Annotated in this window: 21 protein-coding genes; 15 read left to right on the top strand and 6 right to left on the bottom strand. The window is 64.1% G+C overall.

Annotated features, from left to right (window positions below):
* The first annotated feature begins 196 nt into the window (after positions 1–196).
* Positions 197–2,227 carry a methyl-accepting chemotaxis protein gene (locus MnOB_RS15180; RefSeq protein ID WP_077525059.1) on the top strand — a complete coding sequence of 677 codons (2,031 nt, stop codon included), beginning with the start codon at positions 197–199 and terminating at the stop codon, positions 2,225–2,227.
* Positions 2,228–2,238: 11 nt separating this feature from the next.
* Positions 2,239–2,379, top strand: coding sequence for a hypothetical protein (locus MnOB_RS28865; protein ID WP_158713824.1), 141 nt, complete (start codon positions 2,239–2,241; stop codon positions 2,377–2,379).
* A 22-nt stretch (positions 2,380–2,401) separates the two neighbouring features.
* Here MnOB_RS28865 and MnOB_RS15175 read toward each other — a convergent pair whose 3' ends face one another.
* A complete protein-coding gene (locus tag MnOB_RS15175; protein ID WP_234358269.1) occupies positions 2,402–3,226 on the bottom strand; it encodes a TatD family hydrolase in 825 nt (274 codons plus the stop codon).
* A 192-nt stretch (positions 3,227–3,418) separates the two neighbouring features.
* On the opposite strand from MnOB_RS15175, the gene MnOB_RS29430 reads away from it, so the two are divergent.
* The 4 genes from MnOB_RS29430 (at position 3,419) to MnOB_RS15155 (ending at position 7,755) form a co-directional block, all read left to right on the top strand.
* The gene (locus MnOB_RS29430) at positions 3,419–5,422 is read left to right on the top strand and encodes an aminotransferase class I/II-fold pyridoxal phosphate-dependent enzyme (RefSeq protein WP_077525058.1); all 2,004 of its coding nucleotides are present in this window, start codon (positions 3,419–3,421) and stop codon (positions 5,420–5,422) included.
* Positions 5,423–5,489: 67 nt separating this feature from the next.
* On the top strand, positions 5,490–6,275 hold the full coding sequence (locus tag MnOB_RS15165) for a transporter substrate-binding domain-containing protein (RefSeq protein WP_077525057.1): 786 nt from the start codon (positions 5,490–5,492) through the stop codon (positions 6,273–6,275).
* A 60-nt stretch (positions 6,276–6,335) separates the two neighbouring features.
* Positions 6,336–7,046 (top strand): ABC transporter permease, encoded by a 711-nt coding sequence (locus MnOB_RS15160; RefSeq protein WP_077525056.1) that lies wholly within the window; start codon positions 6,336–6,338, stop codon positions 7,044–7,046.
* 13 nt (positions 7,047–7,059) lie between these two features.
* A complete protein-coding gene (locus MnOB_RS15155) occupies positions 7,060–7,755 on the top strand; it encodes an ABC transporter permease (RefSeq protein ID WP_077525055.1) in 696 nt (231 codons plus the stop codon).
* Positions 7,756–7,795: 40 nt separating this feature from the next.
* Here the strand turns inward: MnOB_RS15155 and MnOB_RS15150 are convergent, their stop codons facing one another.
* Positions 7,796–8,419, bottom strand: coding sequence for a TetR family transcriptional regulator C-terminal domain-containing protein (locus MnOB_RS15150; RefSeq protein ID WP_077525054.1), 624 nt, complete (start codon positions 8,417–8,419; stop codon positions 7,796–7,798).
* 98 nt (positions 8,420–8,517) lie between these two features.
* On the opposite strand from MnOB_RS15150, the gene MnOB_RS15145 reads away from it, so the two are divergent.
* Positions 8,518–9,531, top strand: coding sequence for a M14 family metallopeptidase (locus MnOB_RS15145; protein ID WP_077525053.1), 1,014 nt, complete (start codon positions 8,518–8,520; stop codon positions 9,529–9,531).
* A 106-nt stretch (positions 9,532–9,637) separates the two neighbouring features.
* Here MnOB_RS15145 and MnOB_RS15140 read toward each other — a convergent pair whose 3' ends face one another.
* Entirely contained in the window at positions 9,638–11,221 is a 1,584-nt protein-coding gene (locus tag MnOB_RS15140) for a peptide chain release factor 3 (protein ID WP_077525052.1), read from the bottom strand.
* A gap of 601 nt (positions 11,222–11,822) precedes the next feature.
* Between MnOB_RS15140 and MnOB_RS15135 the strand changes: the two genes are divergently transcribed.
* The 7 genes from MnOB_RS15135 to MnOB_RS15105 all read left to right on the top strand — a co-directional run bounded on the left by MnOB_RS15135 (position 11,823) and on the right by MnOB_RS15105 (position 22,298).
* A complete protein-coding gene (locus MnOB_RS15135) occupies positions 11,823–12,986 on the top strand; it encodes a type III PLP-dependent enzyme (RefSeq protein ID WP_077525051.1) in 1,164 nt (387 codons plus the stop codon).
* 178 nt (positions 12,987–13,164) lie between these two features.
* On the top strand, positions 13,165–14,253 hold the full coding sequence (locus MnOB_RS15130) for an alpha-hydroxy acid oxidase (protein ID WP_234358268.1): 1,089 nt from the start codon (positions 13,165–13,167) through the stop codon (positions 14,251–14,253).
* A 330-nt stretch (positions 14,254–14,583) separates the two neighbouring features.
* Complete coding sequence (locus MnOB_RS15125; RefSeq protein WP_077525050.1) at positions 14,584–16,791, top strand: TonB-dependent receptor; 2,208 nt, start codon at positions 14,584–14,586, stop codon at positions 16,789–16,791.
* A gap of 183 nt (positions 16,792–16,974) precedes the next feature.
* Positions 16,975–19,545, top strand: a complete 2,571-nt coding sequence (locus MnOB_RS15120) for a PepSY domain-containing protein (RefSeq protein WP_077525240.1) — start codon at positions 16,975–16,977, stop codon at positions 19,543–19,545.
* 412 nt (positions 19,546–19,957) lie between these two features.
* Complete coding sequence (locus MnOB_RS15115) at positions 19,958–20,704, top strand: 5-oxoprolinase subunit PxpA (protein WP_077525049.1); 747 nt, start codon at positions 19,958–19,960, stop codon at positions 20,702–20,704.
* Positions 20,701–21,381 carry a 5-oxoprolinase subunit B family protein gene (locus MnOB_RS15110; protein WP_077525048.1) on the top strand — a complete coding sequence of 227 codons (681 nt, stop codon included), beginning with the start codon at positions 20,701–20,703 and terminating at the stop codon, positions 21,379–21,381. The genes MnOB_RS15115 and MnOB_RS15110 overlap by 4 nt, the downstream gene beginning before the upstream one ends.
* Positions 21,378–22,298: a 5-oxoprolinase subunit C family protein gene (locus MnOB_RS15105; protein ID WP_107504087.1), complete on the top strand. Its 921-nt coding sequence runs from the start codon at positions 21,378–21,380 to the stop codon at positions 22,296–22,298. The genes MnOB_RS15110 and MnOB_RS15105 overlap by 4 nt, the downstream gene beginning before the upstream one ends.
* Before the next feature lie 445 nt (positions 22,299–22,743).
* On the opposite strand, the gene MnOB_RS15100 is transcribed toward MnOB_RS15105, so the two are convergent.
* Positions 22,744–23,226 (bottom strand): Lrp/AsnC family transcriptional regulator, encoded by a 483-nt coding sequence (locus MnOB_RS15100; protein WP_077525238.1) that lies wholly within the window; start codon positions 23,224–23,226, stop codon positions 22,744–22,746.
* A 132-nt stretch (positions 23,227–23,358) separates the two neighbouring features.
* On the opposite strand from MnOB_RS15100, the gene MnOB_RS15095 reads away from it, so the two are divergent.
* Complete coding sequence (locus MnOB_RS15095) at positions 23,359–23,976, top strand: LysE family translocator (RefSeq protein ID WP_077525047.1); 618 nt, start codon at positions 23,359–23,361, stop codon at positions 23,974–23,976.
* 111 nt (positions 23,977–24,087) lie between these two features.
* On the opposite strand, the gene MnOB_RS15090 is transcribed toward MnOB_RS15095, so the two are convergent.
* Entirely contained in the window at positions 24,088–25,059 is a 972-nt protein-coding gene (locus MnOB_RS15090) for a peptide ABC transporter ATP-binding protein (RefSeq protein ID WP_077525046.1), read from the bottom strand.
* On the bottom strand, positions 25,056–26,030 hold the full coding sequence (locus tag MnOB_RS15085; protein ID WP_077525045.1) for an ABC transporter ATP-binding protein: 975 nt from the start codon (positions 26,028–26,030) through the stop codon (positions 25,056–25,058). Before MnOB_RS15085 ends, MnOB_RS15090 begins: the two co-directional genes overlap by 4 nt.
* Positions 26,031–26,077 lie beyond the last annotated feature (47 nt).

Below are 26,077 nucleotides of genomic sequence, written 5' to 3'. Positions count from 1 at the left end.
ACCTTTAGTTACAGAAACTCCTGCCGATATCGGGTACACAGATGAGCGCGCCAGAATTGTCTGACATGGCTCACAGAAGCAGCTGATTGAAATCCGGCCGCCGTCTGGCAGTGGGGAGAAGCTGCCGGGCCTCGGCGGAGCACTGTCAGTCATTCGGAACGCGCCCATAACAATAAATGAGAACAGGAGAAGTCTCGTGAAGACCCTGTTGTATCCTGCCATCGCCCTAATGAACCGACTCAGCTTCGGCATGAAGTTCAGCCTGATCAGTGTTCTGTTCTTCCTGCCGATGTTGATCACCAATTTCTATCTGGTGCGCGACTCCTACCGTCAATTCGTCAATACCCGTTCCGAGCTGCAGAGCCTGGACCTGCTGGGTGCCAGCCTGAATGTGCGGCGCAATCTGGAAAGTCTCAACGACCTGGTCCTGATCAATTCGATGATTGGCCAGTCGGGTCAGGCCGGGGACCTGGAGAAGCGCATCACCAGTCTCGAGCAGGATCTGCTCAAGACTCTCCAGGGCCTGGCGCCGGTCGCCTCCGAGCCTGAGCAGGTCGAAGCCTTCAATGCCAAGCGCGACGAGCTGGTCGCTGCCCTGCAGACTGCCAAGGGCGAGACGTCCCTGCAGAGCAAGAGCGCGATGATCGAGAAGTTGCTGGGCAACTCCCAGGTCTTCATGAAGTTCGTCGCCGGGCAGGCCGGGCTCGGCCAGGACGACCAGGCTGACGTTCGCCAGATCACCGAGCTGGTCACCACTACCACGCCGCAAGTCACCATGGCACTCGGCAAAGGCCGCGCCATTGGCGCCTATTCCCTGGGCCAGGGCTTCCTCAACTCCGCCGCCAGCACCAAGCTCGACGACCTGCTGCTGGACCTGGACAAACTCAACGCCGAATACGGCCTGAAGATCGCCGATGCCCTCGACGGCAGCCCGCGCGGTCATCAGGCACTGGACGCGCTGACCGCCGCCAGCCGCGACACCCTCAAGCAGAACGCCACGCTGTTCGAGGACAAGGTCATCATGGCCGACACTCTCGACACGCCCTGGCAGCAGTTCTACGACCAGGTCAGCACCTCTCTGGAAAAGACCTACCAGCTCAACGACGGCGCCCTGGCGTTCCTCAAGGCAGAGCTGGAAAGCCGCCTGGCTGGCAAGCGCGTACAGACCGTGTTGCTGGTGGTAGCGCTGGTGGTGGTGTTCCTCGCCATCGTCTACCTCTACAGCGGCTTCTATGTGTCCACGCGCACTACCCTGAAGAGCCTGGGCAAGGTGATGGATCAGGTTGCCGGCGGCGACATGACCGTGAGTTTCCGGGCTGAGAGTCGTGATGAGCTGGGTGAGTTGGGCCAGGTGTTCAACGGCACCGTCGCGAAGATCCACGACCTGATCGAACTGGTTGGCCATACCGTGTCCGAAGTGGAGCGCCAGGCCGGGCGCGTCGAGCAGGTTTCGGGTGAAAGCAACATCGCCGTCGCCGGGCAACGCAGCCAGATCGAGCAGGTGGCCACGGCCATGAACCAGATGTCGGCCACCGCGCAAGAAGTGGCGCGCAGTGCCGCCGCAGCCGTGGACAGCGCCCAGAGTGTCAACCAGGAAACCGTCAGCGGCCGCGCTCTGGTGGAGTCCCAGTTGGGCAGCATCGAGAAACTGGCCAGCGAGATCGACCAGTCGGTGAACGTGATCAACCAGCTGGCTGCGGACAGCGCCTCCATCAGCCGCGTGCTGGAAGTGATCAAGGGCATCGCCGAGCAGACCAACCTGCTGGCCCTGAACGCTGCCATCGAAGCGGCGCGTGCCGGCGAGCAGGGACGTGGTTTCGCCGTGGTGGCAGATGAGGTGCGTACGCTGGCCAAGCGTACCCAGCAGTCCACCGAGGAAATCGAGCAGATGATCGTCAGGCTGCAGGGCGGTGTCGGCGCTGCGGTCAAGGCAATGAACGTCAGCCACCAGATGGCCGACGGCACCGTCAACCAGTCCGGCAAGGTGCAGGCAGCGCTGGAGAACATCCTTGGCGCGGTGGGCATGATCGTCGACCAGAACCAGCAGATCGCCGCAGCCGCTGAACAGCAGACCGCAGTGGCCCACGATATCGACCAGAACATCGTGGAGATCAACCACGCGGGCGAGCGCACCGCCGAAGGGGCGAACCAGACCGAGAAGGCCAGTCGCGAACTGTCCGGCCAGGTCGCGCAGCTCAAGCAGCTGATTGGTGCGTTCCGGGTCTGAGGTTTGACCTCATGAAAAAGCCCGCCGATTGGCGGGCTTTTTTTGTGCTCGGTGTTCGCGGTCTTTCTGTAGGGGCGAATTCATTCGCCAAGCAGGCCGAAGGTCTGCCTAACGTGGTCAGGAGGGACAACTGCGTTGCCCTTGGCGAATGAATTCGCCCCTACAACGGAATGTTCACCCTGCCAGATCGCTCCAGCCGAATACCGCACAAGCATTGCGCGTACTCGCTTGGGCCAGCTCTTCCGGCGTAACGCCGCGGATCTCCGCCAGGGCCAGGCAAATGTCCGGCAGGAACTCCGGGCTGTTGCGGCCATAGGGATGCATGGCGGGGGCCATGTCCGGCGAGTCGGTTTCCAGGACGATGTCCTCCAGCGGCAACTGCGCCACCACCTTGCGAAGGCGATTGGCCTGGTGCCAGGTGGGCGCACCGCCAAGGCCCAGGCGAAAGCCCAGCTTGCGGTACTCCTTCGCTTCCTCGAGGCTGCCGGCAAAGGCGTGGATGATGCCGGGACGCTTGAGACGGAAGCGCTTCAGGGTGGCGATCACCGCTGCATGACTGCGTCGTACATGCAGCAGCGGCGGTAGCTCGAACTCCGCCGCCAGCTTCAGCTGGGCCTCGAACAGGTGCTGCTGGGCATCGCGGTCGAGTTCAGGGACGAAGTAGTCCAGGCCGATTTCCCCGACCGCGCAAAGCCGGGGGTGGCCCGCATGGCGTTCCAGCCACTGGCGCAGTTCCCGCACGTGCTCGTCCCGGTGTTGCGCCAGGTAGATCGGATGCAGGCCGAGTGCGGTGCAGAAGTCATCCCCGGCGTTGGCCATGTCCCAGACCCGCTCCCAGTTCTCGCGGAATACGCCGAGCAGCACCTGGCGGCGCACGCCCCGTGCGCGGCAGCGCGCCAGTACCTCGTCGCGGTCGGCGTCGAAGTCCGGGAAGTCCAGGTGGTTGTGGGTATCGATCAGCATGGCGCCAGCATATACCGCCTTTTCCCGGTTCGACATGCCCATTCCCGGGGCGTTCGGGCGGATTTTTGCGGTGCATCCGCTCTGCCTCGGGGCATCGAGGAGGGCCAGGGAGACAAGGCTGAAAACGCTATTGAACACTCGTTCATGCTGGGCTATGGTTGGCCCACTCGCCGGTTCGCCGATGCAGCCACGTGACCCGGATTCCACCCTTAGAAATGGGGCCCGAACATGCGTTTCGCTTCGCTTGTGGAGAGAATGGCAGGGCCAGGCACAGCCGCCTGGGATATTCATTACGCGGCCATCGCCGCCCAACGTGCGGGCGAAGATGTGATCGTCCTCAGCATCGGCGACCCGGACTTCGCCACCCCGGAACCCATCACCACCGCCGCCATCCAGGCCTTGCAAGCGGGTGACACCCACTACTGCGACGTCGCCGGCCGCCCCGAGCTGCGCCAAGCCATCGCCGATCTGCACGGCCGCCTGACCGGCCAGCCGGTAACGGCGGACAGCGCGATCCTCGTGGCTGGCGCGCAGAACGGACTCTATGCGGCGGCCATGTGCCTGCTGGAAGCTGGTGATGAGGTCATCGTCTTCGATCCGGTCTACGTCACCTACGAAGCGACTCTGAAGGCTACCGGCGCCACGCTGGTGCGTGTGCCCTGCCCGGCGGAGGGCGGCTTCAGGCCTGACCTCGACGCCTTGCGCTCGGCCGTCAGCGAACGAACTCGCGCCATCTTCTTCGCCAACCCCAACAACCCAACCGGCGTGGTACTCAACACCGAGGAACTGCAGGCCATCGCCGGGCTGGCGCAACAGCATGACCTATGGGTTGTCGTGGATGAGGTTTACGAGAGCCTCACCTTCGAACAGCCGCATCGCTACTTCACCACATTGCCGGGCATGCACGAGCGCACCGTCAGTATCGGCAGCCTGTCCAAGTCCCACGCCATGACCGGCTGGCGCACCGGCTGGGTGGTGGCTGGCCCCGAGCTGGTGGCCCACATCGAAAACCTGGCGTTGAACGTTCTGTATGGACTTCCTGGTTTCGTGCAGGAAGCGGCGTTGACCGCCGTGCGCACATACGACCAGGTGACTGGGGAAATGCGTGAGCTCTACCGCCGTCGCCGCGACCTGGTGGTCGATGCGCTGCAGAATTGCGCACCGCTCAAGGTACTGAAGCCCGAGGCGGGGATGTTCGTCCTGCTGGACGTACGCGGCAGCGGCCTCAGTTCCCTCGACTTCGCCTGGAAACTGTTCCGCGAAACCGGCGTCGCGGTGCTGGACGCCGCCGCCTTCGGCCCTTCCGCAGATGGCTTCGTGCGCCTGTCCTACAGCTTGGGCGAAGCGCAATTGGCGGACGCCTGCGCACGCATTCGCCGCTTTGCCAGCACCCTGGGATCAGGCTCGTTCATCGACGTGCGCCCGACCGTTCCCGCCGATGTTCGGGCCGAGAAAATCGAGCGGCCGAAAATGGTGGAGGTGGACTCGATCCACAAGCGCTTTGGCCAGTTCGAGGTGCTCAAGGGCGTTTCCCTGACCGCCCGGGAGGGCGGAGTGGTGTCGCTGATCGGCGCCAGCGGCTCGGGCAAAAGCACCTTGCTGCGCTGCATCAACATGCTGGAAATCCCCAACCAGGGCACCGTCACGGTCGATGGCGAGAGCATTCGTCTCACCACCAACCGTATCGGCGAACCGATGGTGGCGGACCAGAAGCAACTGACCCGGATTCGCTCGCGTCTTGGCATGGTGTTCCAGAGCTTCAACCTCTGGCCCCACCGCACCGTGCTGGAAAATCTCATCGAGGCGCCCATCCAGGTGCTGCGTGAAAGCCGTGCCGAAGCCACTGAGCGGGCCGAGGCATTGCTGGAGCGGGTGGGCCTCGCCGCCAAGCGACATGAGTACCCGTCGTTCCTCTCCGGCGGCCAGCAGCAGCGTGTGGCGATCGCCCGCGCATTGGCGGTTGAGCCCAAGGTCATGCTTTTCGACGAGCCGACCTCGGCGCTGGACCCGGAACTGGTGGGTGAAGTGCTGCGGGTGATCCGTTCCCTGGCCGAAGAGGGCCGCACCATGATCCTGGTCACCCACGAAATGGCCTTCGCCCGCGACGTTTCCAGCCATGTCGCCTTCCTCCACCAGGGGCGCATCGAAGAGGAAGGGCCGCCGCAGGAAGTGTTCCTGAGACCGCGCAGCGAGCGCTGCCGGCAGTTCGTCACCGCCCACCAGAATCGCTGATTCCGGCCGCCGGGCACGGCCAGTTCGACAAGCTCTAACCACAACAACATCAAGCAGGGCAGAAACCATGAAGAAGTCTCAACTGGCACGTTGGATGGCGGGTGCGGTAATGCTCATGGCCGGCGCGGTGGGCGCGCAGGCCGAAACCCTGAAGTTCGCGATGGCGGCGGAACCCTATCCGCCGTTCTCCAGCAAGCAGCCGGACGGCCAGTGGGCAGGCTTCGAACCTGACCTGATCCGCGCGCTCTGTGCACAGATGCAGGCCCAGTGCGAGATCGACGAGGTGGCCTGGGATGGCCTGATTCCGGCCCTGATGGCGAAGAAGGTGGATGTCATTTTCAACTCCATGTCCGTCACCGAGGAGCGCGAGAAACAGATCGCCTTCAGCCGCGCCTATTACGACACCCCGGTCGCCGTGGCGGCGCCCAAGGCGCTGGATGTCACCGTCAACCCCGAAGGACTGAAAGGAAAGGTGGTCGGCGTGCAGCTTTCCACCGTCAGCTCCAACTACCTGAAGCAGCACTACGAAGCCATCGCCGACGTGCGCTACTACGACACCCAGGACTCGGTGAACGCCGATCTGGTGGCGGGGCGCATCGATCTGATGATGGCCGATGGCATTGCTGTCAGCGCCTTCGTCAAATCCCCTGATGCCCAGGCCGCCGGCATCGAGAACAAGGGCGAGGTGCCCTACGATCCGCTGTTCGGCCGTGGCGTGGGCGCGGGCCTGCGCAAGGAAGACACCGCCCTCAAGGCCCGTCTCGACGAAGCCATCGGCAAGCTGCTCGCCAGCGAGGACTACAAGACCATCTCCGCCAAGTACTTCGACGTCAGCGTCGCGCCGAAGCAGTGACCTCCGGAGCCATCCCGGCCCGACCGGGATGGCGCATTTCCGCCTCGATGAGGGCCTGCAATGCAGTCTTACTTTGAACTGGTCGGCTTTGGTGCCCAGGGCTGGGGCCCAGCGCTGCTCAAGGGGTTGTGGGTAACCCTGCAGATTTCCGTCGGTGCCTTCCTGGTCGGCATGCTGATCGGCCTTGCCGTCGCCATGGGCAAGCTCAACGGTCCGCGCCCGGTTGCGCAGCTCATGCGTGGCTACACGACCCTGTGTCGCGCGGTGCCCGAGCTGCTGCTGATCCTGCTGCTCTACTACGTGGGTTCGATGGGGCTCAACCAGCTGTTCGCCTGGCTCGGCTACGGTGACCTCAAACTCAACGGCACGGTGGTGGCCATCGCTGTGCTCGGCCTGGTACAGGGCGCCTATGCCTCGGAGATATTCCGGGGTGCGATCGAGGCCATCCCCCATGGGCAGATCGAGGCGGCACGCGCATTCGGCCTGAATGGGTTCAGCCTGTTCCGCCGGGTGACCTTGCCGATCATGGCGCCCAACGCCCTGGCCGGCATGGCCAACCTTTGGGTCAACCTGATCAAGGACAGCGCCCTGATCAGCGTGGTCGGTACCAACGAGCTGCTCTTCACCGCCAAGCAGGCGGCCGGCTCGACCCGCCAATACCTGACTTTCTACCTCACCGCCGCAGCCTTCTATTACCTGCTGACGGTGCTCTCCAACCTGTTTTCCGGCTGGCTCGAGCGGCGCTTCCGCCGCTGGACCCCGTCGGTGTGAGCGAGGGCCTGTGATGACCGTTACCTGGATATTCGACTACGGCAAATTGCTGCTCAACGGCCTCGGCACCACCTTGCTCATCCTCGTCATCTCCGCCGGCCTGGGCTTCGTCCTCGCACTGCTGGTGGCGTTGGCGCGGATGTCGCGCAACCCGTTGCTGGCGGGGACGAGCCTTGCCTACACCAGCGTGATTCGCGGCACGCCGCTGCTGGTGCAGATCTACATCTTCTACTACGGCCTGGGGAGCCTGTTTGCCCAGTTCCCATTGATTCGCGGCAGCTTCCTCTGGCCGTACCTGCGCGATGGCTTCTGGTACATCGTCTTCGCCCTGGTGCTCTCCGTGGGGGCCTATGTCGGCGAAGTCATCCGTGGCGGCATGAAATCCGTGCCCAGGGGCGAGCTGGAGGCCGCGGCGGCTTTCGGCATGCGCCAGCGCCTGGTGCTGCTCCGCGTCTGGCTGCCCAGGGCGATCCGTCTGTTGCTACCGACGCTGGCCGGTGAAACGGTGATGTTGCTCAAGTCCACCGCCCTGGCCTCCACCGTTGCAGTGGTCGACCTATTGGGGGCCGCCAACGTGGTGCGTGCGCAGACCTTTCAGATCTATCAACCGTTGCTGCTGGTGGCGGGCATCTACGTCTGCCTGACCTTCATGATCGAAATGGGCTTCGGCCTGGCGGAGCGACGAAGCATGTTTCGCCGGGCGAATTAGGACGCGTGGTGATGAGGGGCGAAGGGGGCTTTTTATAGGTTCAGGCATAAGCCCCGCGCCGCAGGCTATCGACCCAGCGGCGGCTGATCTCGAGGCCTTCTTCAGCGCTGAAGTTGGCGGGATTGAGACACCACTCCAGCCACAGTCCGTCGAGCATGGCCGAAAGGCCGATGGCCGCCAGACGCGGTTTGGCGATGGAAAAGCCTTCTTCGCGAGCCAGCTCCGAGAGCAGCTTTTCCAGCAGCACCAGGGATCCGCCGTAGGTGCGTTCGTGGGCTTCGTTCACTTGCGGGGAATGGCGGATCAGGCTCCAGAACACCACCCAGGGGCTGAGTAGGTCGGGATCCAGGGTGACCGGCGAGAAGTAGCCGGTCAGGAAGGCTTCGAGGCGCGCGGCAGGTGCCGGGCCGGCGGCATCGATGCGGGCGACCAGGGCCTGGGCGACCTCGCTGGCGAGGGTCTCGTAGGCCTGTGCGACCAGGGCGTCGATGCTGCCGAAGTAATGATTGATCAAGCCAACGGCGACGTTGGCCTCCTTGGCGATGCGGCGCACCGAAATACCCGCGTGGCCCTCGGCGACCAGGCAGCGCAGCGCCGCGCGCACCAGATGTTCACGGCGTTCGTCGGGGTTGGTGCGGGGCTGTCGTTCGCGGGGCGTATCCAAGGGGCGATTTCCTTCGCTCGATGGGCCTGGATAGTACCGCCTGGCCCGAGGACAAACCAACCGTCCGGACTCGTCTGGCGGCCAAGAGGAGGTAGGACATGATCGAAGACGTCTCCCTGTATGTTCCGAGTGATTCCGGTGTCCAGCTGCGGGTACCGGCCTGGCGCCTGGACAGTGGCAAACCGGGCCCCAGGGTTCACTTGCAGGCAGGGGTCCACGCGGACGAGATCGCCGGCATGCTGGTGCTGCACAAGCTGCTGCCGCTCCTCGTCCAGGCCGCTGATAACGGTTTGTTGCGCGGCTGCGTCACCGTGGTGCCCCAGGCCAACCCATTGGGCATCGGCCAGTTCCGTCATGGGCGCATCCTGGGTCGCGTGCACGAGTCCAGCAGCCGCAATTTCAATCGCGGCTTCCCCGGGTCAGCGGCGCAGGCCCGGCCCGTGGGCAACCTGGCAGTCTGGCAAAAGGCCTTGTCCGGACTGGCGGCAGATGCCGACATCGTTCTTGACCTGCACACGGACGACGAAGCGCTGCAATACGTCTACCTGCACCAGTGCTTCTGGCCCGCCGGCCAGGACCTTGCGGCAGCCCTTGGGGCCGAGGTCGCGATCATCTGGGAGGGAGATGGCGATGGCGCCTTCGAAGAGGTGGTGATTGCGCCCTGGCTGGCGGAGGGACGTGTGGAAGGTCGCCTGGTGTCCACCGTCGAGTTGCGTGGGCAGGCGGACGTCAGTGACACCCTGGCGCAACAGGACGCCGATGGGCTTTACACCTTCCTTTGTGCCCGTGGCCTTATCGCCGAGCCGGAGCAGCTACCGGCGTGGCAGGGCAGGGCGGTGCCTATCGGGCATATGGAAACCGTGTTCGCGCCGACTTCCGGGGTCCTGGTGTTCGAGCGGGAGCTTGGCGACGCCGTTCAGGCCGGTGAATGTTTCGCCCGTGTCATCACCATCCCCGGCGATCCGTCCAGCGAACACCGACTGCTGGCGCCTCAGGCGGGGGTGATGGTCACTCGTTATCGCGACCGGCTGATCCCGGAAGGCGCGATAGCTGCCAAGTTCACCGGTTCTGCGCCCTCGAGCACCTGGACTTCCGGCGCCCTCGATCCGTGATTCGGCGCCTTCCGACCGTAGGGTGCGCTGCGCGCACCGCGACTCCCGCGCTGGGGCTCGGTGCGCATGGCGCACCCTACGGAGGGGATGGCAGCACGGGCAGCCGTCAATGGTGCTCGCGAGTGGCGCGGAATTTCACGTCCGGCCAGCGCTCTTCCATCAGGCTGAGGTTCACGCGGGTCGGGGCCAGGTAGGTGAGGTGGCCGCCACCGTCCACGGCAAGGTTTTCGAAGGCCTTGTCCTGGAACTCCTTGAGCTTCTTCTCGTCCTTGCATTCGATCCAGCGTGCCGACCAGACGTTGATCGCCTCGTAGGCGCACTCGACCTTGTATTCCTCCTTCAGGCGGCTGGCGACCACATCGAACTGCAGCACGCCCACGGCGCCTAGGATGATGTCGTTGTTGCGCTCGGGGAAGAACACCTGGGTGGCGCCTTCCTCGGCCAGCTCCTGCAGGCCCTGGCGCAGCTGCTTGGACTTCAGCGGGTCCTTCAGGCGTACGCGACGGAAGAGTTCCGGGGCGAAGTGCGGGATACCGGTGAAGCCCAGGGCTTCACCTTCGGTGAAGGTGTCGCCGATCTGGATGGTGCCGTGGTTGTGCAGGCCGATGATGTCGCCCGCGAAGGCTTCTTCCAGCTGCTCACGCTCGGAGGAGAAGAAGGTCAGGGCGTCGCCGATCTTCACGTCCTTGCCGAGGCGCACATGGCGCATCTTCATGCCCTTCTCGTACTTGCCCGAGCAGATGCGCATGAAGGCGATGCGGTCGCGGTGTTTCGGGTCCATGTTCGCCTGGATCTTGAACACGAAGCCGGAGAACTTCTCTTCGATCGGTTCGACACTGCGCTCATGGGTGGCGCGGGACAGCGGCTTCGGCGCCCAGTCGACGATGCAATCGAGCACCTGGTCGACGCCGAAGTTGCCCAGGGCGGTACCGAAGAACACCGGGGTCATCTGACCATTGAGGAAGGCTTCCTTGTCGAACGCGTGGCAGGCGCCCTGCACCAGCTCCAGCTCCTCGATGAATCGGTCGTAGAGGTCACCCAGGTGGGTGCGCGCTTCGTCGGAGTCGAGCTTGTCGATCACCTTCATCTCGGTGCGCTCGTGGCCGTGGCCCGGCGTGTAGACGATGATCTTGTCCTGGGACAGGTGGTAGACGCCCTTGAAGTCCTTGTAGCAGCCGATCGGCCAGGTAATGGGCGCAGCCTTGATCTTCAGCACCGCTTCGATTTCGTCGAGCAGCTCGATGGGATCGCGGATGTCACGGTCCAGCTTGTTGATGAAGCTGACGATGGGCGTGTCGCGCAGGCGGCAGACTTCCATCAGGGCGATGGTGCGCGGCTCTACGCCCTTACCGCCGTCGAGGACCATCAGCGCCGAGTCCACCGCGGTCAGGGTGCGGTAGGTGTCTTCGGAGAAGTCTTCGTGGCCGGGGGTGTCGAGCAGGTTGATCATGTGCTCGCGATAGGGGAACTGCATCACCGAGGTGGTGATGGAGATGCCGCGCTGCTTTTCCATCTCCATCCAGTCGGAGGTGGCGTGACGGTCGGATTTACGCGACTTCACGGTACCGGCCACGGCGATGGCCTTGCCCATCAGCAGCAGCTTCTCGGTGATGGTGGTCTTACCGGCGTCGGGGTGGGAAATGATGGCGAAGGTGCGGCGTTTCGCGACTTCGGCGGCCTGGATGGTCATGGGTGCGTGCCTGACTGGAAATGTGACGGGCAGCGGACGGCCCGGAAAAACGCGGGATTATAACGGGAAATGGGCGGTCGTTCAGCGCCGCCGGGCATTCGGGGGCACCCTACGCCCGGATCACCAGCCGGGCCTACACACTTTGTAGGAGCGAGCTTGCTCGCGAAAGATCGTGCTTGGGGCTGTTCGCGAGCAAGCTCGCTCCTACAGGGCTCATCAAATCACCTCCGCCAGAGCCCCCCCTGTCATCACCCTGAAACCCGCATGTGTGCAGCATTTCATGACGTTTTGTTGAGGATTCGAAACAGTCAACAGGGCAAGCGACAAAGGGATGCGAGAAAGCGGCAATTTTTGATTGATCTGCGCTTCTTGTGGTCCTAAAGTTCGCGCCCGAACGTCCATGCTGGCAACGATCCATCCGGCTCAAGTACTGACGACGAGAGGTTTGATGTCGGAAACGACTGAAGATCCTCGGCGACATGCCTTGGGAAGTAGGCGAACCAAAGTGGGGAAACTGATCAGACGTTCAGGCCTGTTGTCCAACGCAACACCGGGCCACCCCTAACAACTTTCGTTTGTTTTGCCATATGGAGTCCCTCGCATGTCGATCAAGGTCGAAGACTATTTCTCGCCCGAAACTTTCCAGCGCATGAAGGCATTCGCCGACAAGCAAGAAACCCCGTTCGTGGTGATCGACAAGCAGACCATTTCTGATTCCTACGATCAGTTGGTCAGCTGCTTCCCCTTCGCCAAGGTCTACTACGCGGTGAAGGCCAACCCGGCCACCGAGATCACCGAACTGCTGCGTGACAAGGGTTCCAACTTCGACATCGCCTCCATCTATGAGCTGGACAAGGTGATGAAGACCGGCGTTGGCCCCGAGCGCATCAGCTACGGCAACACCATCAAGAAAGCCCGCGACATCCGCTACTTCTTCGAGAAGGGCGTGCGCCTGTTCGCCACCGACTCCGAAGCCGACCTGCGCAACATCGCCAAGGCCGCCCCGGGCGCCAAGGTCTATGTGCGCATCCTCACCGAAGGTTCCACCTCGGCTGACTGGCCGCTGTCGCGCAAGTTCGGTTGCAACCCGGACATGGCCCTGGACCTGCTGATCCTCGCCAAGCAACTGGGCCTGGTGCCCTACGGCGTGTCCTTCCACGTGGGTTCGCAACAGCGCGACATCGACGTCTGGGACGCCGCCATCGCCAAGGTGAAGGTGATCTTCGAGCGCCTGAAGGAAGAAGACGGCATCACCCTGCAGATGATCAACATGGGCGGTGGCTTCCCGGCCAACTACATCCAGCGCACCAACAGCCTGGAAACCTACGCCGAGGAAATCATTCGCTTCCTCAAGGAAGACTTCGGCGACGAACTGCCGGAAATCATCCTCGAACCAGGCCGTTCCCTGATCGCCAACGCCGGCATCCTGGTCAGCGAAGTCGTGCTGGTGGCGCGCAAGTCGCGCACCGCCGTCGAGCGCTGGATCTACACCGACGTGGGCAAGTTCTCCGGCCTGATCGAAACCATGGACGAGGCCATCAAGTTCCCGATCTGGGTCGAGAAGAAAGGCGAGATGGAAGAAGTGGTGATCGCCGGCCCGACCTGCGACAGCGCCGACATCATGTACGAGAACTACAAGTACGGCCTGCCGCTGAACCTGGCCGCTGAAGACCGCCTCTACTGGCTGTCCACCGGCGCCTACACCACCAGCTACAGCGCGGTGGAATTCAACGGCTTCCCGCCGCTGAAGGCCTTCTACCTGTAAGCCTTCGAGTGCTTCACACAAGGCCCGCCTTCATGGCGGGCCTTGTCGTTTGTACGGGGCGATTCCGTGTCGCAGCGCCTGTCATTTCGCGCGCTACGCAGCGGCAGTAAGATGAGCGCCGTTTCCATTTGCAATCGCTTGTCAGCCGGCTCCCTGCGGGCCAGGAGTGCCTGCCGCCGTGACTGTCCAAATACCCGCTGAAATCGCCGCTGTCGCCGATTACGAAGCCTTCGCCCGCGAGCGCATGAAGCCCGCGGCCTGGGCCTACCTCAACGGTGGAGCGGCCGATGAGCTGACCCTGGCGGACAACCTGGCCGCCTTCCAGCGCGTGCGCCTGCTCAACCGGGTGCTGGAAGACCTTGGCGGTGGACATACGCGCCTCGAACTCTGCGGGCTCGAACTCGATTACCCGATTCTGCTGGCGCCTGTGGCGTACCAGAAGCTGGCCCACCCGGACGGCGAACTGGCCAGCGTGCTCGGCGCCTCCGCCATGGGTGCGGCGATGGTGGTCAGTACCCAGGCCAGCGTCAGCCTGGAAGACATCGCCCAGGCGGCGCAAACGCCGCTCTGGTTCCAGCTCTACATCCAGCCGGATCGCGAATTCACCCGCGAACTGGTGCGGCGCGCCGAAGCGGCGGGTTATCGCGCACTGGTCGTGACGGTCGATGCGCCAGTGAACGGCCTGCGCAACCGCGAACAGCGGGCCGCGTTCACGCTTCCCGCCAACGTCGAAGCAATCAACCTGAAGGGCATGCGCAGCCTACCGCCGAGCGTCGCCCAGCCAGGCTCCAGTCCGTTGTTCGGCAGCCCGCTGCTGGCCAGCGCGCCAACCTGGAAAGACCTCGAGTGGCTGCAATCGCTCACCCGCCTGCCGGTACTGGTCAAGGGCGTGATGAACCCGCGCGATGCGGTTCGGGCGGTGGAGCAGGGCGTGGCCGGCATCGTGGTGTCGAACCATGGCGGCCGCACCCTGGATAGCCTGCCGGCGACCCTGGATGTGCTCCCCGCGATCGCCCAGGCGGTGCAGGGCAGGGTGCCGCTGTTGCTGGATGGTGGCGTACGTCGCGGCACGGACATATTCAAGGCACTCGCCCTGGGCGCCAGTGCCGTAATGATCGGCCGGCCTTACGTGCACGGCCTGGCTGTTGCGGGGGCCTCCGGCGTGGCCCATGTGCTGCACCTGCTGCGCACTGAGCTGGAGGTGGCCATGGCGCTTACTGGCTGTGCCAGGCTGACCGATATTGATGCTTCGCTGATCTGGCGCTGAACCTGCCGACCCTGCCAGCAGCGAGCAATGACCTGATCAGGGCCCATCTGCCTGGTTTTTTCTGATTGATGAGCTCGTCAGGCTTCCTTTCAAGGCTAGAAAGTGACCGGCCGGTCACGGTATTTCTTGCGAGCCTTAGCGTCGTATAGATGTCGCTTTATCCAGTCATTTTTGTGAATTATTGGCGCATGATCGAGAAAGCATGCTTTTTTAGTAATTCCGTACCAATGCGCGAGAAATGTAAAGACTGTGTAAAGTTCGTATAAAAATCTTTACTGATAAACATTCTCAAATAGAATCGCGCCTCAAATTCACTGGGGAGTGATTCTTATGAGCAAAAAGAATAATTTGTCGCAGCGTGCTCTTCTGGCATCTGCCATCGGTATCGCCACTGCTTCCACTACCGGCCTGACCATTGCCGCGGAACAGAGCAAGGCCCTCGAACTCGGCACCGTCAAGGTCGATGGCAAAGCGGCCAAGAAAACCTACAAGGTCGAGCAATCCTCCTCGGTGAAATACACCGCCCCGCTGCTGGATACTCCGCAAACCATCACCGTGGTGCCCAAGGAAGTGATCCAGGAGCAGCAGGCCCTGAGCCTGCGCCAGGTGCTGTCCAACGTGTCCGGTATCACCTTCAACGCCGGTGAAGGCGGCGGTGGTTCTGGCGACAGCATCAACATTCGCGGCTTCTCCGCGAACAACAACATCCAGATCGACGGCCTGCGCGACAGCGCCCAGACCAGCCGTACCGACACCTTCAACATCGAGCAGGTCGAGGTCATCAAAGGCCCGAACTCGGTGTTCGGCGGCGCCGGCACCACCGGCGGCAGCATCAACATCATCAGCAAGCAGCCCATGGACCGCGCCTTCACCACCCTCGGTGGCGGCCTCGGGACGGACAACTACCATCGCCTCACCCTGGACGCCAACCAGCCGCTGGACGGTGTGGGCAGCAACAGCGCCTTCCGCGTGAACCTGATGGCCCACGAGAACGACGTGCCGGGCCGCGACGAGATCGATCGCGAGCGCTGGGGCGTTGCGCCCTCCCTGCGCCTGGGCTTCAACGATGCCACCCGCCTGACCCTGAGCGCGTTCCATCAGACCGACGACAACCTGCCTGACTATGGCGTGCCGGCCCTGAACGGCAAAAAGCTCGGCGGTGTCAGCCGCGAGGATTACTTCGGCTGGGACAACCTGGACAAGGATGAGATCGAGCAGAACGCCTTCACTGCGAACCTCGAGCACGACATCAACGACAACCTGCGCCTGCAGAACCTGACCCGATACAGCCGCATCGACCGGAACACCATCGTTTCCGCGTCCCACGTCAACCTCGACGGCGTGCCACCCGGCCGTTATCGCCCGGCGGGCCCGCAGGCTTCCGGTCGTGACACCACCACCGAGATGTGGATCAACCAGACCAACCTGCGTGCCAGCTTCGACACCTTCGGTCTTGGCCACGAACTGGTCACCGGCGCGGAAATCTCCCGCGAGGACTTCGATCTCAAGAGCTACAACCACGGCCTGGGCAACTCGGTCTATCCGGGCAATGGCTATGACCTGGCCAATCCGCCTGGCCACTGGGTAGGCCCGGTCAACAAGACCGTCAGCAGCTACACCGAGAACCAGCTGGACGACAAGGCGCTGTATGTCTTCGACACCATCGCCCTGAGCGAGCAGTGGGACTTCAACGTCGGCCTGCGCTACGACTGGTTCAAGGGCCACAGCGATACCTTCACGGCGGCGAATGTGCAGAACGGCAGCTTCACCTCCAAGGACGAGAAGCTCAGCAGCCGCGCGGGCCTGGTCTACAAACCGGTGGAGAACGGCCGCTTCTACGTAGCCTGGGGCAACTCGTTCAACCCCACTGCCGAAGGCATCGCCTCCAACGGTGGTGGCCTGACCGCCGCGACCGAGAACCTCGATCCGGAGAAGAACGAAACCTGGGAGCTGGGCACCAAGTGGGAACTGCTCGGCGGCAATCTGGAGCTGGACGGCGCCTTGTTCCGGGTGGAGAAAACCAATGCACGGGAAACCATGCTCGATGGTTCCACCCAATTGGCTGGCAAGCAGCGCGTCGAGGGCGTGGAACTGGGTCTGACCGGCCACATCACCGACCAATGGGATGTGTTCGCCAACTACACCTTCCAGTCCAGCGAAACCCTCAAGGCTGCGGATACCGCTGCCGGTATCGCTCGGGAAGGCCAGGCGCTGGGCAATACGCCGCCGCGCTCCTTCAACCTGTGGACCACCTATGAGCTGCCGGAAGGCTGGACCCTGGGCTACGGCGCGCGTTACGTCAGCGAACGCAACGTGAGCTCCAGCACCACCGCCAAGCTGGACGCCTATTGGCTGCACAACGCCATGGTCGGCTACCAGGTCAGCAAGAACCTGGACCTGCAGTTGAACGTCAACAACCTGTTCGACAAGGACTACGTGGAGCGTGTACGCCTGCAGAACGGCACCAGCGCTCGCTCCTCGGCCATCGAATACGGCGATGCCCGTTCGGCGATCCTCAGCGCTACCTACTCGTTCTGATGAACGAGCCGAGGGCCCTGCGCAAGGGCCCTCGGATATGGCTGTAAATAAAAGGTAAAAGATCTGATTCCTGAGTTTATGCATCCCGTTCTCAAATAGAATCGCCATCCGGCCAGGCATGGGGCCTGCCGCGAACGAGCGATTCGACGCGTCGCCAGACGCGTATCCGAGGGATATCACGTGTTGAAGAAGACCCTGTTCCAGCTGCACTGGCTGTTCGGTATCAGTGCGGGGCTGGTACTGGCCTTGATGGGCATCACCGGCGCTGCCTACAGCTTCCAGGAAGAAATCCTGCGTTTGCTCAACCCTGAGACCCTGTCGGTCGAAGTGCGTGACAGCGGCGTGCTGCCGCCCGCCGAGCTGGTGAGCAAGATCGAGGCTGCCGAAGGCAAGAAGGTGTCCGGCCTCTGGGTCGAAACCAACAACGACCATGCCTCGCGTGTCTTCTTCATGCCGCCGCCCGGCGAACGCCGTGGCCCCATGCGTTACTTCGATCCCTACACCGGTGAGCTGCTGGGCGAACCCACCGGCCAGCAGTTCTTCGGCCTCATGCTGCAGCTGCACCGCTTCCTCGCCATGGGCGAATTCGGCAAGCAGATCACTGCCGCCTGCACCCTGATCCTGATCTTCTTCTGCCTGTCCGGCCTGTACCTGCGCTGGCCGCGCAAGGCCGGCAGCTGGCGCGCCTGGCTGACCCTCGACTGGTCGCGCAAGGGCCGCAGCTTCAACTGGGACTTGCACGCCGTGGCCGGCACCTGGTGCCTGGTGTTCTACCTCCTGGCTGCGTTGACCGGCCTGTTCTGGTCCTACGACTGGTACCGCGAAGGTCTCAATCGCCTCCTCTCGGACGCCCCCGCCGGCCAGCAAGGCAAGCAAGGCGAGCGCCGTGGCGAAGGTCGTGGTGAGGGCCGTGGTCGCCCCGGCATGCAGGCCCCTTCCGGTCCGCCGCTGGTGGTGGACTACGACGCCGTATGGAAGAGCATCCGCGAAATCGCCGGCCCGACCATGAGCGCCTACAACCTGCGACTGCCGCCGGTGGGCGGCCAGCCGGCGCAGGTGTACTACCTGCTGGAGGACGCCGCGCACCCGCGTGCGTTGAACCAGATCGTCCTCGATCCGGCCACCGGCAAGGTCACCCGCAGCGACCGCTACACCGACAAGAGCTTCAAGGCGCAGCTGCTGACCAGCGTCTATGCGCTGCATGTGGGCGAGTACTTCGGCCTGACGGGGCGCATCCTGGTGATGCTGGCGAGCCTGACCATGCCGCTGTTCTTCATCACCGGCTGGCTGCTCTATCTCGACCGCCGGCGCAAGAAACGTGCGGTCAGGGCGGCCCGTGGCGGCCTGGCCGAGAGCGGCGGCACGGATTCCTGGCTGATCGGCTTCGCCAGCCAGAGCGGCTTCGCCGAGCAACTGGCCTGGCAGAGCGCCGGTCAGCTCCAGGCCGCCGGCCTGCCGGTACGTGTTGAGCCTCTCGCCACCCTGGATGGCGCGACCCTGGCGCAGGCCAGCAATGCTTTGTTTGTGGTCAGTACCTTCGGTGACGGCGAAGCGCCGGACAACGCCCGTGGCTTCGAGCGCAAGGTACTCGGCCAGGCCTCCCAGCTCGCTGGTCTGCGCTTTGCCGTGCTGGCTCTGGGGGATCGCCAGTACGAGCAGTTCTGTGGCTTCGGCCGCCGTCTGCAGTCTTGGCTGAAAGGGCAGGGCGCGAGCCAATTGTTCGACCCGGTGGAAGTGGACAACGGCGACAGCGGCGCACTGCAACAGTGGCAACAGCAACTGGCCCACGTGTCCGGCGGCGCGGTGCTGACGCCCTGGAGCGGTCCTGCCTTCGAAAACTGGACGCTTGCAAGCCGCGAGCACCTGAACCCCGGTAGCCAGGGAGAATCCACCTGGCTACTGCGCCTGCGTGCCCCGGCGGGCAGCCAGGTGGACTGGCAGGCCGGCGACCTGGTGGAAATCCTCCCGAGCCAGGCCGAGCCCGTCATCGAAGCGTGGTTGGCAAAACACCACCTCGACGGCGACGCCCCGGTGGAGCTGGACGGCCTGCGCCAGTCGCTGCGCCAGGCACTGGCCGGACGTCTGCTGCCGAGTTCGTTCGAGCATCTGGTGGGCCTGCAGCCTCAAGCCCTGGTGCAGGCGCTGATCGGCCTGTCGGTTCGCCAGTACTCCATCGCCTCGCTGGCCAGCGACGGTGCTTTGGAACTGATCGTGCGCCAGGAACAACATGCCGACGGCAGCCTGGGCATCGCTTCCGGTTGGCTGACCCATTACCTGCCGCAAGGCGCCGTGATGCCGCTGCGCCTGCGCCGTAATAGCCGCTTCCATCTGATAGACGAGGATCGTCCGCTGATCTTCATCGGCAACGGTACGGGCCTCGCCGGCCTGCGCAGCCTGCTCAAGGCGGCCATCGCTGCCGGACGCAATCGAAACTGGCTGCTCTTCGGCGAGCGCAACCAGGCCCACGACTTCTACTGCCGCGAGGAACTGCAGGGCTGGCTGGACAACGGTGAGCTGCAACGCCTGGACCTGGCCTTCTCCCGTGACCAGGCCGAGAAGGTCTATGTTCAGGACCGCCTGCGCGAAGCCGCCGACGAACTGCGCGCCTGGCTCGCCGAAGGCGCGGTGATCTACATCTGCGGCAGCCTGCAGGGCATGGCCGAAGGCGTTGACCGCGCCTTGCGCGACATCCTCGGTGACGAGGCGTTGCAGCAGTTGAATGACGAAGGCCGCTACCGCCGCGACGTGTATTGACGGCGGCATGCGCCGAAACGAGTGATCCCAGCTCCTTGGGAACGTTCGCCCCGCCAAGTGCGGGGCGTTTTTTTTGCATCGCCCGGGCAGACCTTCGGCCTGCTTGGCGAATGAATTCGCCCCTACAGGAAAATGAAGGACAACCCGGGCGGCACGTGCAGCCCCCTCTCCCGCTTGCGGGAGAGGGCGGGGGGGAGGGCAACGTCGGGCCAGCTCGGTGCCAACCCTTTTCGCGAATGAATTCGCTCCCACAGGAAAAATGAGGGACAACCGGGTGGCACTTACAGCCCCCTCTCCCGCTTGCGGGAGAGGGCGGGGGGGTGAGGGCAACGTCAGGCCAGCTCGGTGCCAACCCTTTTCGCGAATGAATTCGCTCCTACAAGGCTGCCGGCTTTTAGCCATAATCCGCTTCATGAACAGACGAATCCTGCTGAACTGCGACATGGGCGAAAGCTTCGGTGCCTGGCGCATGGGTGACGACGAGCACGCCATGCCGCTGGTGGACCAGGCGAACCTCGCCTGCGGCTTCCATGCTGCCGATCCCCTGACCATGCAACGCACCGTCGAGTTGGCGCTGCGCCACAACGTGCGCATCGGTGCCCATCCGGCGTATCCGGACCTCGCCGGGTTCGGGCGGCGCCATATGGCCTGTTCGCCGGAAGAAGTGCGCGCCCAGGTGCTCTACCAGATCGGAGCGCTGGAAGCCTTCTGCCGCACGGTCGGAACCCAGGTGGCCTATGTGAAGCCGCACGGCGCGCTGTACAACGACCTGGTGCGTGACGATGCGCTGTTCGAAGCGGTGCTCGATGCCTGCGCCAGCTATCGCAAGGGCCTGCCGCTGATGGTGCTGGCCCTGGCTGACAACAGCCGCGAGCTGCAACTGGCCGACGCGGCCGATGTGCCGCTGATGTTCGAAGCCTTCGCCGACCGCGCTTACCTCTCCGACGGGCAGTTGGCGCCCCGGCGCATGGCCGGGGCGGTGCACCACGATGCCGAGCGCATCCTCGACCAGGCTTTGGCCATCGCCGTCGGCGAGCCATTTCCGGACATCGATGGCAAGCCCCTGCGACTGGTCGCGGATAGCCTCTGCGTGCACGGCGACAACCCTGAATCCCTGGCCGTGTTGCGCCGATTGCGAGGCAAACTGGACGCCCTATGATCCGCCTCGAGCCCGCCGGCGCCGAAGCATTGCTGCTAGTGCTGGCCGACGAACCGGATGCCGGCTTGCCACAGCGCATCGCGGCGCTGGCCGAAACCTTGCGGCGTGAGCTGGGGCACCTGCTGCTCGACCTGGTGCCAGGCTGGACCACGCTGCTGCTGCACTACGACCTGACCCGCACCGACCACCTCGCACTGGCCGAACGCATCGAGCCCTTGCTGGAAGCCTGGCTATCGGTGCCAGCCGTGAGCGAATCCGGCCAAGTGCATGAAATCCCCATCTGGTACTGTGGTGAGGACCTGACCTGGGTGGCCGAGGCCTGCGGCCTGTCGATCGGCGAACTGGTGGATGTTCACAGCAGCGCCGAATACCGGGTCGGTGCTATCGGTTTCTCGCCCGGCTTCGCTTACCTGAGCGGCCTCGATCCGCGCCTGGCCCTGCCGCGTCGCAGCAGCCCGCGCATACGCGTGCCGGCCGGCAGCCTGGCCATCGCCGAGCGCCAGACGGCGATTTATCCACAGGCCTCCCCGGGGGGCTGGCACTTGCTGGGATTGTGTCCCTGGACGCTGTTCGATGCGCATCGCGAGCCGCCGTGCCCGTTTGCCCTGGGGGATCGCGTGCGCTTCTTCGCCATCGATGAAGCCCGCTACCGCGCGGAAGGCGGAGGCGAGGCATGAGTGGCCTGCGGGTGATCAAGCCCGGCCCCCTGAGCCTGCTGCAGGACGCCGGCCGTCGTGGCTGGCAGCATCTGGGCGTATCCCCAGCGGGCCCGATGGACCCTCTGGCGGCGGCCTGGGCCAACCGGTTGCTGGGCAACACCGGAGGTTGCGCGGTTCTGGAGATTTCCCTCGGCGGGGTGGAACTGGAAGCCGAGGAGGCGCTCTGGGTGGCGCTGACCGGGGCCGATATGCCGCTGAGCGTGGATGGCGAGCCCCGTCTCAACTGGTCACGCTTTCGCCTCGAGCCGGGCCAGCGTCTGCAGATCGGCTATGCCCGCAGTGGCCAACGCAGCTACCTGGCGCTGGTAGGCGGCATTCGCGCCGAACCGGTGCTGGGCAGCGTCGCCTGCCAGATGCGCGAAGGCCTGGGCGGGTTGGACGGCGAGGGTGTTCGGCTGGCCAAGGGTGACCTGCTAGCCGGCGACCGGGGCGACTTTCCCCGTGGTGCCAGCGTGCCCTGGCCCTGGCAGCCGGATTACACGTCTGCGCAGTTGCTGCGAGTGATGGTGGGCGGTGATGCCGCCAGCTTCGATGAGCAGCAGCTGCGAGCCTTCTTCGAAAACGCCTGGCTGCTCAGCCCACAATCCGACCGCATGGGCGCACGCCTGGCAGGCGAGGCCCTGGTCGCGCCGCAGCGGCAGTGGTCCCAGGGCGTGGTCATGGGCGCTGTCCAGGTGCCGCCGGATGGCCAGCCGATTATTCTCACGGCGGATCGGCAGACCATGGGCGGCTACCCGGTACTCGGCTGGGTCCACCCATTGGACGTCGGGCGTCTGGCCCAGTGTCCGGCCAACCAGGTCCTGCGCTTCACCCCCATGAAGCTCGAAGATGCCCAGGATGAACTGCGGGCGTTCTATCGCTTCTTCGGGCGTTAGGTCTTTTGCACTTTTGCTGTGGGGACGAATTCATTTGAACTTGGGAAGCCACGTCCTGACGACGTAGTCATGATGCCTGTGACGATTCGCATCCCCGGGCTCGCAGGGTGAAGCCGATCCGGTAGGGTGCGCCGTGCGCACCGGCGGTTTGATGGGGTGCCGAAGTTGATCCTGAAGTCGGTGCGCACAGCGCACCCTACGGTCCAGACCGAGCTAAAGTTGTCGGCCTTGTGCATTGGGTGGATTCGCCCCCCAGCCTGTCCGTGCAACGGATCATTGATGAAGCCGATCCGGTAGGGTGCGCCGTGCGCACCGGCGGTTTGACGGGGTGCCGAAGTTGATCCTGAAGTCGGTGCGCACAGCGCACCCTACAGTCCAGACCGAGCTAAAGTTGTCGGCCTTGTGCTTTGGGTGGATTCGCCCTCGAGCCCGTCCGTGCAGCGGATCATTTCGGCAGGTGATTCAACGGCAGCGGCGACGGCGCCTTCACGGTCTGGATGGCGAAATTGCTGCGGATATCGCTGACGCCGGGGAGCCTCAGCAAGGTCCCGGTGAGGAAATGCTCGTAGCCGCGTAGGTCTGGCACTACCACTTGCAGCAGGAAGTCCGACTCACCCGATACCAGGTGAACCGAGATCACTTCGGGAAGGCTGATCACTGCTTCGCGGAAGGCGTTGGCCTGTTCCTCGCCGTGGCGCTCCACCTTGATTCCCACGAACACCGTCAAACCCAACCCGACCTCGTCGCGGTCGAGGTTGGCGTGGTATCCGCGTATTACACCCGCCTCTTCCAGTAGTCGCACCCGGCGCAGGCAAGGGGAGGCGGAGAGGCCGATCTCGTCCGCCAGTTGCACGTTGGACAGGCGGCCGTCGCGCTGCAGGGCGGCGAGTATTCGGTGGTCGAGGGCGTCAAGTTTTAGTTTTGGCATAAGCGGCCTGTTGATTGGTTTTTCTTGGTAGGAAATGCCAATCAGCATGACTCCAATAGTCAAATACGCAAGCACCTGCCCTGACTTCCGGCTCTAGAATTTCTGCTCCATATCCCGATCTGGAGCGAAGAAATGACCGCTTTCCTGATCGCCCTGGCGGTGGTCTACCTGCTGCCCGGGCCTGACATGATTCTCCTGCTGCAAACCGGCGCCCGGCAGGGGCGCGCCATGGCGCTGGCAACCGCGTTGGGGCTGGCGCTTGCACGGGGTTGCCACGTGGCGCTTGCCGGTCTGGGGCTCGCGGTGCTGTTCCGGACGGCGCCCTGGACCTTCGACGCCGTGCGTCTCGTCGGTGCGGCCTATTTGCTCTGGCTGGGGGTGAAGCTGTTCCAGGCGGAGGCTTCGGCGCTGGCGGTGGACGGGGCGCTGCAGCCTTCGCGGGCGTACGGACAGGCCATGCGGCGTGGGCTGCTGACCAATCTCCTCAATCCCAAGGCGCTGGTGTTCTGTTCCGTGCTGCTGCCGCAGTTCGTCGATCCGGCTGATGGGCCATTGGGGCTGCAATTCGCGCTACTTGGCGCAGTGCTGGTGGCCGTAGGGCTGGTCTTCGATTCGGCCTATGCGCTGATGGGCGCCGGGCTGGGGCGTTGGCTGGGACGCCGGCCATTGGTGCAACGCGTCCAGCAGTGGCTGTTCGGCGGCGTGCTGGTGGGGTTCGGGGTGAGGCTAGCGGTGCTGAAAGATCTGTAGGGGCGAATTCATTCGCCAAGGGATGCGCAGCATCCCCGGCAGTTGTCCCGGGCAGACCGTTGGCCTGCTTGGCGAATAAATTCGCCCCTACAAGGGTTTCCCGGTCACCCCTCAGCCGTTGATGGTTTCCGCGTTGTGGCAGGCCACTTGGCGGGCGTCGAGCAGACGCAGTTCGGGCACTTCCACCGTGCAGCGCTCGGTCGCGTAAGGGCAGCGCTTGTGGAAGGCACAGCCGGACGGCGGGTTGAGCGGGTTGGGCAGTTCACCGGCGATCTTGATCTTCGGCTTGCTCGGGTCCGGATGGATCGCCGGCGTGGCCGAGAGCAGGGCCTTGGTGTAAGGGTGCAGCGGACGCTCGTAGATCAGCTCGCTGGGGCCCATTTCCGCCGGACGGCCGAGGTACATCACCAGCACATCGTTGGCGACGTGACGTACCACCGCGAGGTTGTGGGAGATGAACACGTAGCCGGTGTTGTAGCGCTCCTGCAGGTCCATGAAGAGGTTGAGCACCTGGGCCTGGATCGACACGTCCAGGGCCGAGGTGGGCTCGTCCGCCACCAGTACCTTCGGATTGAGCATCATGGCGCGGGCCAGGGCGATGCGCTGGCGCTGGCCACCGGAGAACATGTGTGGGTAGCGCTGGTAGTGCTCAGGGCGCAGGCCTACCTGCTGCATCATCGCCTGTACCTGCTCGCGGCGTTCGACGCGGGACAGGCCGGTGTTGATGACCAATGGTTCGGCCAACTGGTCGCCGATCTTCTGCCTCGGGTTGAGCGAGGCGTAGGGGTTCTGGAAGACCATCTGCACGTCACGGCGCAGTTGCTTGCGTTCGTCCTTGCTGGCCCCCGTCACTTCGTGGCCGGCGATCTGCAGTGAGCCGGAAGAAGGTTCCTCGATCAGGGTCAAGGCGCGGGCCAGGGTGGATTTTCCGCAGCCGGACTCACCGACCACGGCCAGCGTGCGGCCAGCCTCCAGTTCGAAGGACACCCCGTTGAGGGCGCGCACCAGGGCGTGAGGCTTGAACAGGCCTCGGGAGACTTCGTAGTGACGGTGCAGGTCTCGGGCGGTCAATACGGCACTCATCGCGCCACCTCGATCAGGTTAAGGGGGTAGAAGCAGCGCACGGCACCATGGGCATGCGGGTCCAGGGTCGGACGCTGGGCCACGCAATTGGACTGACCATAGGGGCAGCGCGGCGACAGCAGGCAGCCGTGGGGACGGTCATAGCGGCCGGGGACGATGCCGGGCAACGTCGACAGGCGGTGGGCGCCCAGGCTGTGCTCGGGGATCGCCTTGAGCAGGGCTTCGGTATAGGGATGGGTGGGTTCGTTGAACAGGCGCGGCACTTCGCCGATTTCCACGGCCTGGCCGGCGTACATCACGCAGACACGGTCGGCAGTTTCGGCCACCACGGCCAGGTCATGGGTGATCAGCACCAGGGCCATGCCCTGGTCGCGCTGCAGGTCCAGCAGCAGGTCCATGATCTGCGCCTGGATGGTCACGTCCAGGGCGGTGGTGGGTTCGTCGGCGATCAGCAGCTTGGGCTCGGCGGCGATGGCCATGGCGATGGCCACGCGCTGGCTCATGCCCCCGGAGAGCTGGTGCGGATAAGCATCCAGGCGACTGGCGGCACCGGGGATTTCGACCCGTTCTAGCAGCTCCAGGGCGCGCTGGCGGGCGGCCTTGCCCTTCAGGCCCAGGTGCTGGCGCAGCACTTCCTCGATCTGGAAGCCCACGGTGTAGCTGGGGTTGAGTGCGGTCATCGGGTCCTGGAAGACCATCGCCAGGTCCTTGCCAACGATGTGCCGACGCTGCCTGCCCTTGAGCTTGAGCATGTCGTGGCCGTCGAAGCGCAGGCTGTCGGCGGTGATGCGGCCGGGGGCGTCGATCAGGCCCATCAGCGCCATCATGGTCACCGACTTGCCGGAACCGGATTCGCCGACGATGGCCAGTACTTCGCCCTTGTCCACCGAGATGTCGAGGCCGTCCACCACCGGGACGGCGTTGGCGTCGCCGAAGCGCACGCTGAGGTTCTTGATTTCCAGAAGGCTCATACGGCGGTCTCCTGGTATGGCGCAGCGATTGAGCGCGACGTTGTAGG

Origin of the sequence: Metapseudomonas resinovorans, from assembly GCF_002003485.1 — a bacterium.
Taxonomy (GTDB): domain Bacteria; phylum Pseudomonadota; class Gammaproteobacteria; order Pseudomonadales; family Pseudomonadaceae; genus Metapseudomonas; species Metapseudomonas resinovorans_D.
This window is presented reverse-complemented; position numbering and strand designations above follow the sequence as displayed.